Raw genomic sequence first — 15,309 nt, 5'->3', positions numbered from 1 at the left:
ATCATCCGTGCGGGATAAGTGCCGGGTAAACCTCGTTCGCCGGGGCACCTATTCCGATGCTTCGGCGTACTAACGAATTCTTGACCGTTCCGAAAGAATCTGACTAGGAGTCAGGCACGATCCGGTCGCAACGGGGCAGAGCGGGACGGGGGCGCGCGGACCGGAGGGGCTAGGAGGACTAGGCCGAGAGGACCAGGTGAAGGCGGCCCGAAATCCCGATGCAAGGGGCACCGGCCGCTTGAGACCATGACAGCCATGCTCAAAGCCGCCGGTCGCACCCCGACCACCCGCAGCCGTGTCCCGGCCTCACCCACCTGGCTCGTCGTCGCCCTCGCCTGTGCCGGACAGTTCCTGGTCGTCCTGGACGTGTCCGTCGTCAACGTCGCCCTCCCCTCGATGCGTGCCGACCTCGGGCTCAGCGGCCCGGGACTGCAATGGGTGGTGAACGCCTACGCCATCGCCTTCGCCGGGTTCATGCTGCTCGGCGGCCGGGCCGGCGACCTCTACGGCCGCAAGCGCATGTTCCTGGTCGGCCTCGGCCTGTTCACGCTGGCCTCGCTCGGCGGCGGCCTCGCCCAGGAGGGCTGGCAGCTGCTGCTGGCCCGCGCCGTGCAGGGGCTCGGCGCCGCCGTGCTCGCCCCCTCCACCCTGACCCTGCTCACCGCCGCCGTCCCCGAGGGCGCCGCCCGCGCGCGGGCGATAGCCACCTGGACGGCGGTCGGCGCGGGCGGCGGCGCGGCGGGCGGTCTGGTCGGCGGGGCCCTGGTGCAGGGCCTGTCCTGGCGCTGGGTGCTGCTGATCAACGTGCCGGTCGGCGCGGTGGTGCTGGCCGCCTCCGTGCGGCGGCTGACGGAGAGCCGGGCCGGTGAGCGCAGGCGCCTGGACCTGCCGGGCGCGCTGCTGGTCACCGCCGGGCTCGCCGTGCTCGCGTACGGCATCTCCCAGACCGAGGCCGAGGGCTGGACCGCGGCGGCCACCCTGGTCCCGCTGCTCGCCGGGCTCGTCCTCATCGCCGCCTTCCTCGCCGTGGAGGCGCGCACCGCCGCCCCGCTGATGCCGCTCGGCCTGCTGCGGGTGCGCTCGGTGGCGTCCGCGAACGCGGCGATGCTGATCTGCGGCTCGGCGATGTTCTGCATGTGGTTCTTCATGACGCTGTACGCGCAGAACGTGCTCGGCTACTCCCCGCTGGACGCCGGACTCGCCCTGGTCCCCAGCTCCCTCGCCGTCGTCCTCGGCTCCAAGATCGCACCGCGCCTGATGCGGGCGGCGGGCGCGCGCAACGTCGCCGTGCTCGGCACCCTGGTGTCGGCCGCCGGGTTCGGCTGGCAGTCCCTGATGAAGGCGGACAGCGGCTATCTGACGTCGATCATGTTCCCCGGCATCCTGATGATGCTGGGCGCGGGCCTGGCCGGCACCCCGCTCGCCGCCCTGGCCACCTCCGGTGCCGCCCCCGGCGACGCCGGACTCGTCTCCGGCCTCATCAACACCTCCCGCACGATGGGCGGTTCCCTCGGCCTCGCCGTCATGTCCACCCTCGCCGCCGCCCGCACCGCCGGCCGCACCACCCCCGCCGCCCTCACCGACGGCTACGCCCTCGTCTTCCGCACCGGCACCGCCGTCGTCCTCGGCGGCGCCGTCCTGATGGCGGTGTGGCTGCCGCGGGCGGTGGGGGGCGGGGAGCGGCGGGCCTGACTCCCGGCCCGGCCCGCGACTCCGGCCCGAGCAGGCCCTACAGCCACCCCTGCTGGCGGGCCTCGCGCATGGCTTCCATGCGGTTGCGGGTGCCGGTCTTGCCGATGGCGGAGGAGAGGTAGTTGCGGACGGTGGACTCGGAGAGGTGGAGTCTGGCGGCGATGTCGGCGACCGTCGCGCCGTCGGCGGACGCCTTGAGGACGTCGCACTCGCGGGCGGTGAGGGGGCTGGGGCCCGCGCTGAGGGCCGCCGCGGCGAGGGCCGGGTCGACCACCGTCTCGCCCGCCAGCACCCGCCGGATCGCCGCCGCCAGCTCCTCCACCGGGCCGTCCTTGACGAGGAAACCGGCCGCGCCCGCCTCCATGGCCCGGCGCAGATAGCCGGGGCGGCCGAAGGTGGTGAGGATCAGCACCTTGCAGCCGGGGGCCCGCTCGCGCAGCTCGGCGGCGGCGTCGAGACCGCTGCGGCCGGGCAGTTCGATGTCCAGGAGCGCCACGTCGGGACGGTGGGCCAGCGCGGCGTCCACGATGGCGTCCCCGGCCGCCACCTGCGCGACGACCTCCATGTCCTCCTCCAGCCCGAGCAGCAGCGCGAGCGCGCCCCGCATCATCCCCTGGTCCTCGGCGAGAAGGACCCGGGTGCGTTCGGCCGGACGGTGCTCCTGCGGCGTCTCGTTCACGGGGCAAGCGTAGGGACTCGGGGGAGCGGCGGGTGCCGGAACGGTTCTCTCGGGCCGGGGCCGGGGCCGCGGTCGCGGTGCGGGGTCAGCGTCCGGCCGGGCGCGTGCCCAGGTCCGTGCCGCCCGGGAGTGCCGTGGCCAGGGCCGCGGCGGTCAGTTCCTCGGTGCTGGAGGGGAGTTCGGCGGTGACCGTGAAGCCGCCGCGCGGGGACGGGCCGGTGTGCAGGGAGCCGCCGGCCGCGGCGAGGCGTTCGGTGAGGCCCTTGATCCCGGTGCCGCCGGTGCCGGGGGTCCGGGGCGGGGCCGCGGGGTCCGGGGCGCCGGTGCCGTTGTCGGCGACCGTGAGACGGACCCGCTCGGCCCCGCTCGTCACCGCGATCTCGCAGCGTCCGGCGCCGCTGTGACGCACCGCGTTGGTCACCGCCTCGCGTACCACCCAGCCCAGCAGCGCCTCCGTCTGCGGCGTCAGCGGCGGCCCCGAGCGGCGTACGACGGGCTCGATGCCCGCGGCGGTCAGCGCCGAGCGGGCCCGGTCCAGCTCCGTGCTCAGGCTGCCCTCGCGGTAGCCCGTGACCGCCTCGCGGATCTCGGTGAGCGCCTGCCGGCCGACCGACTCGATGTCGCCGATCTGCGCCAGCGCCGCGTCCAGGTCCCGCGCCGCCAGCCGCCGCGCCGCCTCCGACTTCACCACGATCACCGACAGGGTGTGCCCCAGCAGATCGTGCAGATCGCGGGAGAAGCGCATCCGCTCCTCCTCCACCGCGCGCCGGGCCAGCTCCTCCCGGGCGGCCCGCAGCTCCCGCACCGCCTCGCTCAGACTCAGGATCGCCGCCGTCACCATGGTGGACAGGAACGTCGCGTACGCGATGTTGACCCCGTCCCAGCCCTCCCGGAAGCCCGCCACGAGCCCCGAGAACACCGCCAGCGACAGCCCCGCCCTCCCCAGCCAGGGACCGCGCAGGATCGAGCCCGCGGCCAGCCCGAGCAGCGGGAAGAACAGCAGCCAGTTCCCGCCGTAGCCCAGGCCCAGCGCGGTGGTGACCAGCCCCATCAGCCCCAGCGCGGTCCGGGTGGCCCGCGCCGCCCGCCGCTCCTTGTCGAACGCGTTGAAGACGACGTAGACGTACAGCGAGTTGAACGCGAGCAGACCGAGCACGCCGCCCCAGGCGTGGGGCGTGCGGCCCTGGAAGATGTTGGAGAGCGAGCCAAGACCCATCAGCAGCCACGGCAGCAGCGCGAACCCGCTCGGCGGCGGCCCCGAGTTCTCCGGCACCTCTCCGGCCTTGCGCGCCGCCTTCCACTCGGCCTTGAGCTGCGCCTTGTTGTCCTTCCAGTACCGCCGCGCCTCCCGCGCCTCGCGGACCGCCTCCTGCCAGGACCGCTTGTGGTGGGCGATGCCCCGCGACCAGTGGCAGGCGATGCTGCGCGTCCGGCTCATGTTCCGTTCCCCCGATCAGACGGTTGCCGCGTTGCGGCGGTACGCCAGCACAGCGTACGAACCGAACGCCGCGAGCCAGCCCGCCAGCACGAGGATGGCACCCATGGCCGGAGCATGCCCCTCGGTGATCGCCAGCCCGACCTGGGAGAAGCGGTTCGTGGGCGTGTACGCGGACACCGACCGCAGCCAGTGCGGGAACAGGTCGACCGGGAACCACAGCCCGCCGACGACCGCGAGCCCCAGGTTGCACACCAGGTTCGCCACGGCCGAGGTCTGCGGGGTGTTCAGCCGGTAGCCGTTGCCCAGCCCCAGCAGCGTGAACGGCACCGAGCCCAGCCACAGCAGCAGCGCCGTCAGCGCCCACTGCCACACCGCCAGCCGTACGCCGTTGACCAGGCCGCCCGCCAGCAGCACCGAGCAGATCGCGGGCAGCACCGTCACCGCGCCGGTCAGCGCCCGCCCCGTCACCACCTGGCGCGGGGTCATCGGCGTCACCCGCAGCTGCCGCAGCCAGCCCAGCGACCGGTCCTCGGCGACCGCGCCGCCCGTGTTCAGCGCCGCGCCGACCGCGCCGTAGGCGGCCATGCCCACCATCGCGGCCGTCCGCCAGCCGCCGGTGCCGTCCGTGTCGCCCGTGCCGATGTTGGTGAACAGCAGGTACATCATCACCGGCACGGCGACCGAGCCGATCACGAACCCGGTGTCGCGCAGCGTGCGCCGCACTTCGAGGCGTAGGTAGTCCCACATCAGACCGTCTCCTTCTCGAAGGCCCGCCCGGCGGCGCCGGTCAGGGCCAGGAACGCCTCGTCCAGCGAGGCCGGGGCCACCTCAAGGCCGCGTATCGCGCCCAGACCGGCCAGCGCGACCACCGTCGCGTCCGCGTCGTCGGTGCGCAGCCGCGCCCGGTCCCCGCGCACCTCCAGGGACCGCACCCCCGGCAGCAGCTCAAGACCGGCCGTGCCGCGCCCGGCCAGGTCGAACGCGACCAGGCCGCCGCCCGCCGCCTGCCGCAGCTCCTCGCCGGTGCCGTCCGCGACGATCCGTCCCCGGTCCAGGACCAGGATCCGGTCGGCGTACGCGTCGGCCTCCTCCAGGTAGTGCGTGGAGAACAGCACCGTGCGCCCGCCGCGCGCATACGCCCGCATCGCCTCCCAGAACGCGTGCCGCGCCTCCACGTCCAGGGCGGCCGTCGGCTCGTCCAGGACCAGCAGCGCCGGATTCCCGGCGAGTGCCATCGCGAACCGCACCCGCTGTGTCTGGCCGCCGGACAGCCGGTCCACGCGCCGCCCCGCCAGCTCGGCGATCCCGGCCAGCTCCAGCACCCGGGCCAGGGGCAGCGGCTCCGGATAGCGGCGGGCCACGAAGCCCACCAGCTCGCCCACCGTCACCCGGGGCACCGCCCGCGCCTCCTGGAGCATCGCCCCCACGAGACCGGCGCGCACCGCCTGCTCCGGCACCCCGCCGAACAGCTCCACCGTGCCCGCGTCGGGCGCGACAAGACCCAGCAGCAGCGAGATCGCCGTCGACTTGCCGGCACCGTTGCGGCCGAGCAGCGCCACCGTCTCGCCGCGCCCGATCTCCAGATCCAAACCGTCCACGGCGCGCACCGCGCCGTACGTCCTGACCGCCCCCGTGAAGGACACGGCACTTCGTGTCTGTGTCATGACAGTGACGCTACGGATCCGGGCCCGGCCCCCGGCAGAGGCGCTTGTACGCACTCCGCCACGACGTCCGCCCTGCCCCGGGCAGGACAAATGTCCCGCCCCGTCGAACTGACGTACCGTCAGGAAATGTGCCCGCCCGCCGCACCGGGTGTACAGAGGAGCCCATGCCCCTCGACGCAGCCCGCGCCCTCGCGGCCGGACCCCGCACCCGTGAGATCTCCTGGACCGACCGGGACGTACGCCTCTACCACCTCGCCCTCGGCGCGGGCGTCCCCGCGACCGACCCGCGCGAGCTGCGCTACACCCTGGAGACCCGGCTGCACGTCCTGCCCGGCTTCGCCACGGTGGCGGGCGGCCGGCCGCCCGGCGTGATCGACGCGCTGTCCGTGCCCGGCGTCGACGTCGACCTCGCCCGCGTCCTGCACGGCGGACAGGCGCTGACCGTGCACCGCCCGCTCCCCGTCGCGGGCACCGCCACCGCCACCAGCCGGATCACCGCCGTGCACGACAAAGGGACGGCGGCCGTCCTCGTCCTGCGCACCGACACCGCCGACGCGGACGGGCCGCTGTGGACCGAGGAGGCGCGGATCTTCGTGCGCGGCGCGGGCGGCTGGGGCGGCGACCGCGGCCCCTCCGCGCGCGCCGAGGCACCGGTCGGCGAGCCGGAGCGCACCGTGGAGCGGCCGGTGCGCGAGGACCAGGCGCTCCTCTACCGCCTGACCGGCGACGCCAACCCGCTGCACGCCGACCCGGACTTCGCGCGGGCCGCCGGTTTCGACCGGCCGATCCTGCACGGGCTGTGCACCTACGGCATGACCCTCAAGGCGGTCGTCGACACGCTCCTCGACGGCGACGCGGCACGCGTGCGCTCCTGCGCCGCACGGTTCGCCGGGGTGGTGCACCCGGGCGAGACCCTGCGGATCCGCATGTGGCGGCCGGGGCCGGACACGGTCCGGGTGGCGGTGGGCGCCGTCGAGCGCGGTGACGCGCCGGTGCTGGCGGAGACGACCGTGGGCCTGGCCCGCCGCTGAGGCCCCCGGGACGCGGAACGGCCCCGCCCCCCGGTGCTTCCGTTCGGAGGGCGGGGCCGCGTTGTGCTCCCCGTGCTGTTCGGGCCGCTGTCAGGCCGCCACTTCGGTCTGCTCCCCGGCCGGCTTGCGGTGCCGTCCGGCGGGAGCCGTCTCACCGTCGTGGGAGGAGGTCTGGCCGCGGTGCTTGCCGTGGCCCTCGGGCTCCAGGACGTCGGTCGGACGCGGCTGGGTCGTGCTGGCGTCGGTCATCGGAAAAACTCACCCCGTCAACATCATCTTTCGTACAGCCGGGCGAGTTTAACCGGCACACCTCGGGCGAAATCCAGGCGGCCACGCCAACCGGCACGATTCCGTTACCTGCTCGCCATGCGTCCCGTGACCGGCCCTGTCATCCGACCGGTACGCGCGGCTTGTTGGAGGGTGACGGGGCGGGGAACGACGGGTGACGGAGGGTCGGATTCCGCCGGTTCCGCCGCCGGACCGGCCGCCGGTTCCGCCTCCGCGCAAGCGGCCGCTGCCGCCGCTTCTTCCGCCGGTTCTGCCGTCGGTTCGGCTGCTTCGGCTGCTTCGGCCGGTGGGGGCTGCGGTCCCGGGGCCCGCGCGGGGACCGGGGCGAGGTCCGGCGCGGGGTGCGGTGCGGGGTGCGGTGCGGGGTGCGGCGACCGGCCGGGCGCGAGAAGCCGGAAGGCGGCGGGGACGAGGAAACCGGGGGAGGAGTGGGTGGGCTGGGGACCGGCGGGGGCGCCGGGGCTTCCGGTGCCGGGGGCGCGGGGGGAGACGGGCGCGGGCGCGGTGGCGGGACTCCGGTGGGGCCCGACACCGGGTCCTCCGTACCTCCCCTCGCCGGGCAGCCCCTGCGTCCGCGCCGCCTGCTCCCCGTACGGCATCGGGCCCGGCGGGACGTACGGCCCCGGCAGCGGACCGGGCAGCGGATCGGGCAGCGGACCGGCCTGGGCGTACGGTGGCGCGGCCGGCCTCTCCTGGGGCCCCGCGGGGGCCCCCGCGCCGGGCGTCCCCCCGTACGGCCCGTACGGCCTGACGCGCGGTCTCCCCGCACCGGGCCCGCCGCCCGGTGCCGCGCCCGGCCCGCCCTCCGGTACCGCGACGCGCTCTGCGCCCGGCCCCGCGACCGGGCCGCTGTCCGGCGCCCCGGCCGGGGACGGCAGCGCGAGAGCCCGGCGGACCGGTACCCAGCGGGGCGCGCGGACCGCCGGGAGCGCCGCCCGGGAGCTGCCCGCCGCGCGCCCCGGGTCTCGGCCCGACGCCGTCCACCGGGCCACCCCGCACGGCACCGCGCCCGTGCTGAACGGCAGCCGCAGGGCGCCGTCGCCGGTCCAGACCCCGGCGCCGGGCAGCCACCCCTCGGGCGCGGGCAGATGGCGTACGCGCCGCTCGGCGGGCCGCCACACACCGATCCAGCTGCCGTACGCGCCCTCGTAGCGCAGCGCCACCGCGCACTGCTCCGGGGTCAGCACCTGGCCCGGCTGGACCGCGAACGGCGTCACCGCGCAGTCCGGCACCTCCAGGCCGCTCGGGAAGCGCACCGGCAGGGTGCTGCCGAGCACGCCCCAGCCCAGCCGGTCCCGCCCGGGGGAGGGGGCGTCCGAGCGGATCAGCAGCAGCCCGCTGCCGGGATCGGCGAGCAGCAGCCGGTCGTCGCTGTGCGGGGCGATCTGGAGCAGCGGGGTCACCTCGCCGCCGACGAGGTCCACCACGACCGTCTTGGTGCGTCCGCCGTCCCACCGGTCCAGGGCCAGCAGCCGCCCGGAGCGGTCCAGCCAGACCCCGCCCGAGCAGCGGCCGGGCACCTCGGCCAGCAGCTCGGGGCCGATACCGGCGCCCGCCACCAGCCACACCGCCGAGGTGAGCGGGCCCACGGCGAGGGCGTACGCCCGCTCGCCGCCGGGCGCGCAGGGCAGCAGCCGCAGCCGGGTGCGGTCGGGGCACTCGACCGCGCCCAGGGACAGCTCGCCGGTGCCGGAGCCCGCCGGGTAGAGCAGCGAGAAGGTGTGCCGGCCGGCCACCAGCCGCCGTACCAGGACCCGGCCGTCGCCCATCGGCTGCACCTCGGTGCCGGGCTCCTCGGGCCGTTCGGCGGGCAGCGGCACGGCGTACGGCTCGGGGCCGTCCAGCGTCCAGCGCTCCGGGTACCAGGAGCCCCCGCCGCGGGCGAGCCGGGCCGCGTAGGCGCCGTCCACCGTGATCGCGCAGGGCGCCGCGGGCGCCGCGCCGTCCTCGGCGGCCGCCCGCGGCGGGGCTGGGGCGCCCTCCTGTTCCCGTGCGGCCGAGGGCCCCGGAGAGGCACAGACTGTCATTATTCGGTCACCTCCTGCGAGGACGCTAGTTTTCGTACGCACAGGCGGTGGCCCGGCGGGCGGACGCTTCACACATACGGGTGGCCCAGGAACGATTCGCCGGAGAAAAGCGGAACGTTTGTGCTGGCGGAAAACGAAACCTCTGTGCGAAGGCGCCACCGGACGAGTCCGGCGCCGGGACGGCCGTCCCCGGGGCGACGGCACCGGTTCAGCCGCGCCGAACACCCAGGTAGCCTTGCACCCGTGCCCCGTCTGTCTGAAGTCATCGCCGCGCTGGAAGCCCTGTGGCCGCCCGAGCGGGCCGAGTCCTGGGACGCGGTCGGCACCGTCGCCGGTGACCCGGACCAGCAGGTCGGCCGGGTCCTGTTCGCCGTCGACCCGGTCCGCGAGACCGTCGACGAGGCCGTGCGGCTCGGCGCCGACCTGCTCGTCACCCACCACCCGCTCTATCTGCGCGGTACGACGACGGTGGCGGCCTCCACCTCCAAGGGCCGCGTCGTGCACACCCTCATCAAGAACGACATCGCCCTGCACGTCGCCCACACCAACGCCGACACCGCCGACCCGGGCGTCAGCGACGCGCTCGCCGGAGCGCTGGACCTCCGGGTCGTACGGCCCCTCGTCCCGGACCCGGACGACCCGGCGGGCCGCCGCGGTCTGGGCCGCGTCTGCGCGCTCGACCACCCGCTGACCCTGCGCGAACTGGCCGCGCGCGCCGCCGCGCGGCTGCCCGCGACCGCGCAGGGCATCCGGGTCGCCGGCGACCCGGAGCAGCAGGTGCGCACGGTCGCCGTGAGCGGCGGCAGCGGCGACAGTCTCTTCGACGCCGTGCGCGCCGCGGGCGTGGACGCGTTCCTCACCGCGGACCTGCGTCACCACCCGGCCTCCGAGGCCCGCGCGCACAGCTCCCTCGCGCTGCTCGACGCGGCGCACTGGGCCACCGAGTGGCCCTGGTGCGAGCTGGCCGCCGCCCAGCTCGACGAGATCTCCGACCGGCACGGATGGGACCTGCGGGTCCATGTCTCCACGACGGTCACCGACCCCTGGACCGCCCACGCGGCGTCCACCACCACCGACAACTAGAACTCATGGGAGCCCCCAACTGAACGCCGCGCCCGCCGACCAGATCCGACTCCTCGACGTCCAGGCCCTCGACGTCCGCCTCCAGCAGCTCGCGCACCGGCGCCGGTCGCTGCCCGAGCACGCCGAGATCGACGCGCTCGGCAAGGACCTCACCCAGCTGCGCGACCTGCTCGTGGCCGCGCAGACCGAGGAGAGCGACTGCGCCCGCGAGCAGACCAAGGCCGAGCAGGACGTCGACCAGGTGCGCACCCGCGCCACCCGCGACCAGCAGCGCCTGGACTCCGGCGCGGTCACCTCCCCGAAGGACCTGGAGAGCCTCCAGCGCGAGATCGCCTCGCTCGCCAAGCGCCAGGGCGACCTGGAGGACGTCGTCCTGGAGGTCATGGAGCGCCGCGAGTCCGCGCAGGAGCGGGTCGCCGAGCTGACCGAGCGGGTCTCCTCCGTCCAGGCCAAGGCCGACGACGCCACCGCCCGCCGCGACGCCGCCTACGAGGAACTGGACGGCGAGGCCGCCTCGGTGACCAAGGAGCGCGAGGTCGTCGCCGCCTCCGTACCTGCCGACCTGCTCAAGCTGTACGACAAGCTGCGCGAGCAGCAGGGCGGCATCGGCGCGGCCAAGCTGTACCAGCGCACCTGCCAGGGCTGCCGCCAGGAGCTCGCCATCACCGAGCTGAGCGAGATCCGCGGCGCCGCCGCCGACACGGTCGTACGCTGCGAGAACTGCCGCCGCATCCTGGTGCGCACCGCCGAGTCCGGTCTGTAGCGGAGCGGCGGGATCCCGGAGCGGCTGAGGAAGGGGCTTCGCGCGTGCGGGAGTTCATCGTCGAGGCGGACGGCGGGTCACGGGGCAACCCGGGGCCCGCGGGCTACGGCGCGGTCGTGTTCGACGCGTCCGACGGGCAGTCCCTCGCGGAGGCCGCCGAGTACCTGGGCACCGTCACCAACAACGTCGCCGAGTACCGGGGCCTGCTGGCCGGGCTGCGCGCCGCGCACGCCCTGGACCCGGGGGCGGCGGTGCATGTCCGGATGGACTCCAAGCTCGTCGTCGAGCAGATGTCGGGGCGCTGGCGGATCAAGCACCCCGACCTCCAGCCCCTGGCGGCCGAGGCCGCCCGCGTCTTCCCGCCCGGCCGGGTCACCTACGAGTGGATCCCGCGCGCACGCAACAAGCACGCCGACCGCCTGGCCAACGAGGCGATGGACGCGGGCGCGCGCGGCGAGAAGTGGTCCGCGTCGGCGTCGACGGCCGCCGCTGCCGCAGCCGCCGCCCCGGCGAAGGGCACCGTCGTGAGCGCCGTCGCGGCGGAAGAGGCTCCCGCGGCGGAAGAAGCCCTGGTGACGGAAGAAGCCCCCGTGGCGGGAGGCACCCCCGATCCGAAGCGCGCCGCCGATCAGCGCGCCGCCGATCAGCGCGCCGCCGATCAGCGCACCGCCGATCAGCGCGCCGCCGATCAGCGTGCCGCCCGGACCGTCGCCGCGCCCGGCTGGGCGCCCGCGGATCTCGGGGCGCCGGCCACGCTGGTGCTGCTGCGGCACGGTGAGACACCCCTGACCCCGCAGAAGCGGTTCTCCGGCAGCGGCGGCAGCGATCCCTCGCTCTCCGCCGTCGGCCGGGAGCAGGCGGAGAGGGCCGCGGCGGCGCTCGCCCGGCGCGGCACGATCCAGGCCGTGGTGTCCTCCCCGCTGGCCCGCACCCGGGAGACCGCCGCGATCGTCGCCGACCGCCTCGGCCTCGCCGTGACGGTCGACGATGGCCTGCGCGAGACCGACTTCGGCGCCTGGGAGGGGCTCACCTTCGGCGAGGTGCGCGAACGCCACCAGGACGATCTGAACGCCTGGCTGGCCTCGCCGGAGGCCGAACCCACCGGCGGGGGCGAGAGCTTCGCGGCCACCGCCGTACGGATCGCCGCGGCCCGGGACCGGCTGGTCGCGGCCCACGCGGGCCGCACCGTCCTGGTGGTCACCCATGTGACGCCGATCAAGACGTTCGTCAGGCTGGCCCTGGGCGCCCCGGCGGAGTCACTGTTCCGCATGGAGCTGTCGGCGGCCTCCCTGTCGGCGGTGGCGTACTACGCGGACGGCAACGCGAGCGTCCGGCTCCTCAACGACACGTCCCACCTGCGCTGAGCCCCGCCGCCTCGCGCGCCAGCCGCTCGATACGGGTCCAGTCCCCGGCCGCGACCGCGTCCGCCGGGACCATCCAGCTGCCGCCCACACAGCCGACGTTGGGCAGCGCCAGATAGTCGGGCGCGGTGCCGGGCCCGATGCCGCCGGTCGGGCAGAAACGCGCCTGGGGGAGCGGACCGGCCAGCGACCTGAGGTAGGCCGTGCCGCCCGCCGCCTCGGCCGGGAAGAACTTCATCTCGCGCACCCCGCGCTCCAGCAGCGCCACGACCTCGGAGGTCGTCGACACCCCGGGCAGATACGGCAGTCCGGACGCGGCCATGGCGGACAGCAGGGTGTCGGTCCAGCCGGGGCTGACCAGGAACCGGGCGCCCGCTGCCACGCACTGCTCGACCTGCGCGGGCGTGACGACCGTACCCGCGCCCACCACCGCGCCCGGCACCTCGGCGGCGACGGTGGCGATCGCCTCCGGCGCGGCCGGGGTCCGCAGCGTCACCTCGATCGCGGGCAGCCCCCCGGCGACCAGCGCGCGGGCGAGGGGCACCGCGGCGGCCGGGTCCTCCAGGACGACGACCGGAAGGACGGGGGCGAGATCCAGTACGGAGGCGGCCCCGGACGGCGCGGCGGGCGGGAAGGGCGGCGACGACGGCGAGGGCTGCGACGGCAGCGACGGCAGCGATGCGGACATGGCGCCATCCTGCCGGTCAGCACCAGCATGCGCAAAGCACGTTGCGCATGCTGCAATAGCGTGCTGGTCCGGACTCAGTGCACCTCGGTCACCAGCACATCCAGCGACCAGGCCCGGCCCGCCCCGGCCGGCTCCCGCGCCTCCACCTCATGACCGAGGTCCCGCAGCGCCTCCACCAGCTCGGCGGGACCGGCCGGAGCGGCGCCCGCGCTCAGCAGGCTCCGTACGATCCGCCCCTTGGTGGCCTTGTTGAAGTGGCTGACCACCTTCCGGGTGGGCGCGTGCAGCACCCGTACGGTCGCCGTCCGCTCCGCGACCTCGCCCTTCGGCTTCCAGGCGGTGGCGTACGCGGCGGACCGCAGGTCCAGCACCAGACCGCTCCCGGCCGCCTCGGGCAGCACCTCGGCCATCGGGGCGCGCCAGTGCGCGCCCAGCGCGCCGAGTCCGGGCAGTTTCACCCCCATCGAGCAGCGGTAGGAGGGGATCCTGTCGGTCACCCGGACCGCACCCCACAGCCCCGAGAAGACCAGCAGCGAACGGGCCGCGCGCCGCTTGGCCGCGGCGTCGAGCGTGGCCAGGCCGAGGGCGTCGTAGAGCACCCCGGTGTAGATCTCCCCGGCGGGCCGCGCCCCCGCCGTGCGCAGCTCCGCGTTCTTGGCGACCTCGCCCCGCAGCCCCTCGCTCAGCCCGAGCACGTCCCGCGCCTTGTCCTGCGCGTCACCGTCCCCCGAGCACAGCGCCACCAGCTCGTCGAGCACGGCCCGCCGCGCCCCGGCGAGCCCCGGCAGCGACAGCAACTCCAGCTCCAGCGGGGCACCACGACCGGAACCGGCCTTGCCTTCGGAGGGCGGCAGCAGGACGAGCACGGAATTCTCCTTCGGGTAGGGCTCCCGGCCAGCGTACGGGGACACCGACACGCTGCGGGGCGGGCCCTCGCTCCCGGCCGGAGGTCAGGAGCGGGCGGCTGCCGCCGGCTTCCCGAACCAGCGTTCCAGGGCCGGGAGGAGCGGTTCGCCGCCGTCCGGTGCCTCCGGACCCGAGGCGATGGCCGTGCCCGTGTCCGCGGCCCAGGCCACGAAGCCGTCGGGGCGGACCAGCAGGGCGGCGAGTTCGGGGCGGGCGGCGCAGGGGGAGGTGATGACGGTGACCCGGTCGGCGTAGGCGTCGGCGAGGGCGCGCAGGGACGGGTCGCCGGTGAGGTCGAGGAGGAGGCCGCGGCCCTTGTGCAGCTGGTCGCCGAGGCGGCTGCCGTCGGCGAGTTCGAGGTCGGGGGCGCTGGCGCCGACGAGCGGGTGGCCGCCGGGCAGGTCGTAGCGCTGCCAGATGCCGGATATCTGCTTGACCAGGTACGTCGTCCCGGTCGTCGTCAGCGCCAGGTCGGTCACCACGCGGCGCAGCGCGCGGGCGTGCCGGTCCGGTCGCATGAGGGCGATCTGCGCGCGCGTCCAGTCCAGCACCCAGGCGCCGATCGGATGCCGCTCGGCGGTGTAGGTGTCCAGCAGCGACTCGGGCGCCAGGCCGCGCGCCACGGCCGCCAGCTTCCAGCCGAGGTTCATCGCGTCGCCGAGACCGAGGTTCAGTCCCTGCCCGCCGAACGGCGAGTGCACATGGGCGGCGTCCCCGGCGAGCAGCACGCGGCCCCTGCGGTACGTGCTCGCCTGGCGGGCGTTGTCGGTGAAGCGGGTCACCGAGCGGATCCCCGTCACCGACACGTCGGGGACACCGGAGACCCGGCGCAGGCTGGCCTGCAACTCCTCGGGGGTGACGGGCGCGGAGCGGTCGGCGGGCGGCCCGTCGAACTCGACGGTGAGGACCCGGCCGGGGAAGGGGCCGTGGACGTAGGTGCCGACCTCGGTGGTGTTCCAGCCCTTGCCCAGCTTCTCGGCGCCGGTCAGGTCGGCGATCGCCTGGTAGCCGGTGATCTCCGGGTCGGTGCCGGGGAAGTCGAACCCGGCGAGCTTGCGGACGCTGCTGCGCCCGCCGTCGCAGCCCACCAGCCACCCGGCGGAGACGCGCCGGGGCGCGGAGCCGTCGGCCGGGGCGAGCTCCACGGTGACGCCGTCGTCGCCGTGGTCCCGGAACCCGGTCAGGGCGACACCGCGGCGCACCTCGACGCCGGTCTCCGCCGCCCGCACGGCGAGGATCCGCTCCAGCTCCGCCTGCGGGACACCGAGCCCGGCGTCCGCGGCGGGCCCCAGGTCGGCGTAGGCCGGGTCGGACTCGTCGAACAGGGCCGCGTCCAGCATGATTCCGGCGAAGTGCCCGGCGAACTTGGGCGGCATACGGTCCTGGAGTCCCGCCTCCCCGCCCTGGCCTTCCTGGCCTTCCTGTTCCTGGCCCTGGGGCGCGTTCGCGCGCATGAAGGCGAGGATGCGGGCCGCCGACTGCTCCCACACCCGCGTCACCTCGGGCAGCAGCCCCCGCCGGTACAGCGCCACCGCGCTGGGCGTGTTGATCGCCCCCGCCTTGATCGTCTCGTCCACCTCGGCCAGCCGCTCCGCCACCAGCACCCGCGCCCCGCCGAGCCGCAGCTCACAGGCGAGGAACAGCCCCACCGGACCGGCGCCGGCCACCACCACGTCGTAGTCAGTCATG

General features: G+C 75.5%; 13 protein-coding genes and 2 pseudogenes. 5 read left to right on the top strand and 10 right to left on the bottom strand.

Annotation, left to right across the window (positions count from 1 at the left end):
* Positions 1-255 precede the first annotated feature (255 nt).
* Positions 256-1,692: a DHA2 family efflux MFS transporter permease subunit gene (locus B086_RS0132170; RefSeq protein ID WP_018570554.1), complete on the top strand. Its 1,437-nt coding sequence runs from the start codon at positions 256-258 to the stop codon at positions 1,690-1,692.
* A gap of 37 nt (positions 1,693-1,729) precedes the next feature.
* Here B086_RS0132170 and B086_RS0132165 read toward each other — a convergent pair whose 3' ends face one another.
* From B086_RS0132165 to B086_RS46300, 5 genes and pseudogenes are all read right to left on the bottom strand, one after another.
* Positions 1,730-2,371, bottom strand: a complete 642-nt coding sequence (locus tag B086_RS0132165; protein ID WP_018570553.1) for a response regulator transcription factor — start codon at positions 2,369-2,371, stop codon at positions 1,730-1,732.
* An 85-nt stretch (positions 2,372-2,456) separates the two neighbouring features.
* Complete coding sequence (locus tag B086_RS41335) at positions 2,457-3,809, bottom strand: sensor histidine kinase (protein WP_018570552.1); 1,353 nt, start codon at positions 3,807-3,809, stop codon at positions 2,457-2,459.
* A 15-nt stretch (positions 3,810-3,824) separates the two neighbouring features.
* Positions 3,825-4,556: an ABC transporter permease gene (locus tag B086_RS0132155; RefSeq protein ID WP_018570551.1), complete on the bottom strand. Its 732-nt coding sequence runs from the start codon at positions 4,554-4,556 to the stop codon at positions 3,825-3,827.
* Positions 4,557-4,804: 248 nt separating this feature from the next.
* Positions 4,805-4,903, bottom strand: a pseudogene (locus B086_RS46305) (ABC transporter ATP-binding protein); the annotation flags it as partial.
* Between the two features lie 15 nt (positions 4,904-4,918).
* Positions 4,919-5,473 (bottom strand): annotated as a pseudogene (locus B086_RS46300) (ABC transporter ATP-binding protein); the annotation flags it as partial.
* Between the two features lie 164 nt (positions 5,474-5,637).
* Between B086_RS46300 and B086_RS0132145 the strand changes: the two are divergent.
* Positions 5,638-6,504 carry a MaoC/PaaZ C-terminal domain-containing protein gene (locus tag B086_RS0132145; protein ID WP_018570549.1) on the top strand — a complete coding sequence of 289 codons (867 nt, stop codon included), beginning with the start codon at positions 5,638-5,640 and terminating at the stop codon, positions 6,502-6,504.
* A gap of 90 nt (positions 6,505-6,594) precedes the next feature.
* On the opposite strand, the gene B086_RS45180 is transcribed toward B086_RS0132145, so the two are convergent.
* Together B086_RS45180 and B086_RS46295 are read right to left on the bottom strand one after the other, a co-directional pair.
* On the bottom strand, positions 6,595-6,753 hold the full coding sequence (locus tag B086_RS45180; RefSeq protein WP_018570548.1) for a hypothetical protein: 159 nt from the start codon (positions 6,751-6,753) through the stop codon (positions 6,595-6,597).
* Positions 6,754-6,857: 104 nt separating this feature from the next.
* Positions 6,858-8,819 carry a hypothetical protein gene (locus B086_RS46295; protein ID WP_018570547.1) on the bottom strand — a complete coding sequence of 654 codons (1,962 nt, stop codon included), beginning with the start codon at positions 8,817-8,819 and terminating at the stop codon, positions 6,858-6,860.
* 243 nt (positions 8,820-9,062) lie between these two features.
* Between B086_RS46295 and B086_RS0132130 the strand changes: the two genes are divergently transcribed.
* The 3 genes from B086_RS0132130 to B086_RS0132120 are packed head-to-tail and all read left to right on the top strand — an operon-like array spanning position 9,063 to position 12,029.
* Positions 9,063-9,902 (top strand): Nif3-like dinuclear metal center hexameric protein, encoded by an 840-nt coding sequence (locus B086_RS0132130; protein WP_018570546.1) that lies wholly within the window; start codon positions 9,063-9,065, stop codon positions 9,900-9,902.
* Positions 9,903-9,921: 19 nt separating this feature from the next.
* Positions 9,922-10,665 carry a zinc ribbon domain-containing protein gene (locus B086_RS0132125; RefSeq protein WP_078531264.1) on the top strand — a complete coding sequence of 248 codons (744 nt, stop codon included), beginning with the start codon at positions 9,922-9,924 and terminating at the stop codon, positions 10,663-10,665.
* 44 nt (positions 10,666-10,709) lie between these two features.
* Positions 10,710-12,029 (top strand): bifunctional RNase H/acid phosphatase, encoded by a 1,320-nt coding sequence (locus B086_RS0132120; protein WP_018570544.1) that lies wholly within the window; start codon positions 10,710-10,712, stop codon positions 12,027-12,029.
* On the opposite strand, the gene eda is transcribed toward B086_RS0132120, so the two are convergent.
* From eda to B086_RS41330, 3 genes are all read right to left on the bottom strand, one after another.
* Positions 12,004-12,714, bottom strand: a complete 711-nt coding sequence (gene eda, locus B086_RS0132115; RefSeq protein WP_018570543.1) for a bifunctional 4-hydroxy-2-oxoglutarate aldolase/2-dehydro-3-deoxy-phosphogluconate aldolase — start codon at positions 12,712-12,714, stop codon at positions 12,004-12,006. The two genes, B086_RS0132120 and eda, sit on opposite strands and share 26 nt — an antisense overlap.
* A 74-nt stretch (positions 12,715-12,788) precedes the next feature.
* Complete coding sequence (yaaA, locus tag B086_RS0132110) at positions 12,789-13,580, bottom strand: peroxide stress protein YaaA (RefSeq protein WP_018570542.1); 792 nt, start codon at positions 13,578-13,580, stop codon at positions 12,789-12,791.
* Between the two features lie 84 nt (positions 13,581-13,664).
* Positions 13,665-15,308 carry an FAD-dependent monooxygenase gene (locus B086_RS41330; protein WP_018570541.1) on the bottom strand — a complete coding sequence of 548 codons (1,644 nt, stop codon included), beginning with the start codon at positions 15,306-15,308 and terminating at the stop codon, positions 13,665-13,667.
* Position 15,309 lies beyond the last annotated feature (1 nt).

Origin of the sequence: Streptomyces sp. PsTaAH-124 (assembly GCF_000373685.1) — a bacterium.
GTDB lineage: Bacteria > Actinomycetota > Actinomycetes > Streptomycetales > Streptomycetaceae > Streptomyces > Streptomyces andamanensis.
The sequence above is the reverse complement of the archived record's forward strand: the minus strand, read 5'-3'. Positions and strand labels throughout refer to the sequence as shown.

Coding starts and splice junctions, on each gene's coding strand:
- B086_RS0132170 (WP_018570554.1), top strand. CDS start 256: ATGCTCAAAGCCGCCGGTCGCACCCCGACCACCCGCAGCCGTGTCCCG.
- B086_RS41335 (WP_018570552.1), bottom strand. CDS start 3,809: ATGAGCCGGACGCGCAGCATCGCCTGCCACTGGTCGCGGGGCATCGCC.
- B086_RS0132155 (WP_018570551.1), bottom strand. CDS start 4,556: ATGTGGGACTACCTACGCCTCGAAGTGCGGCGCACGCTGCGCGACACC.
- B086_RS0132145 (WP_018570549.1), top strand. CDS start 5,638: ATGCCCCTCGACGCAGCCCGCGCCCTCGCGGCCGGACCCCGCACCCGT.
- B086_RS45180 (WP_018570548.1), bottom strand. CDS start 6,753: ATGACCGACGCCAGCACGACCCAGCCGCGTCCGACCGACGTCCTGGAG.
- B086_RS46295 (WP_018570547.1), bottom strand. CDS start 8,819: ATGACAGTCTGTGCCTCTCCGGGGCCCTCGGCCGCACGGGAACAGGAG.
- eda (WP_018570543.1), bottom strand. CDS start 12,714: ATGTCCGCATCGCTGCCGTCGCTGCCGTCGCAGCCCTCGCCGTCGTCG.
- B086_RS41330 (WP_018570541.1), bottom strand. CDS start 15,308: ATGACTGACTACGACGTGGTGGTGGCCGGCGCCGGTCCGGTGGGGCTG.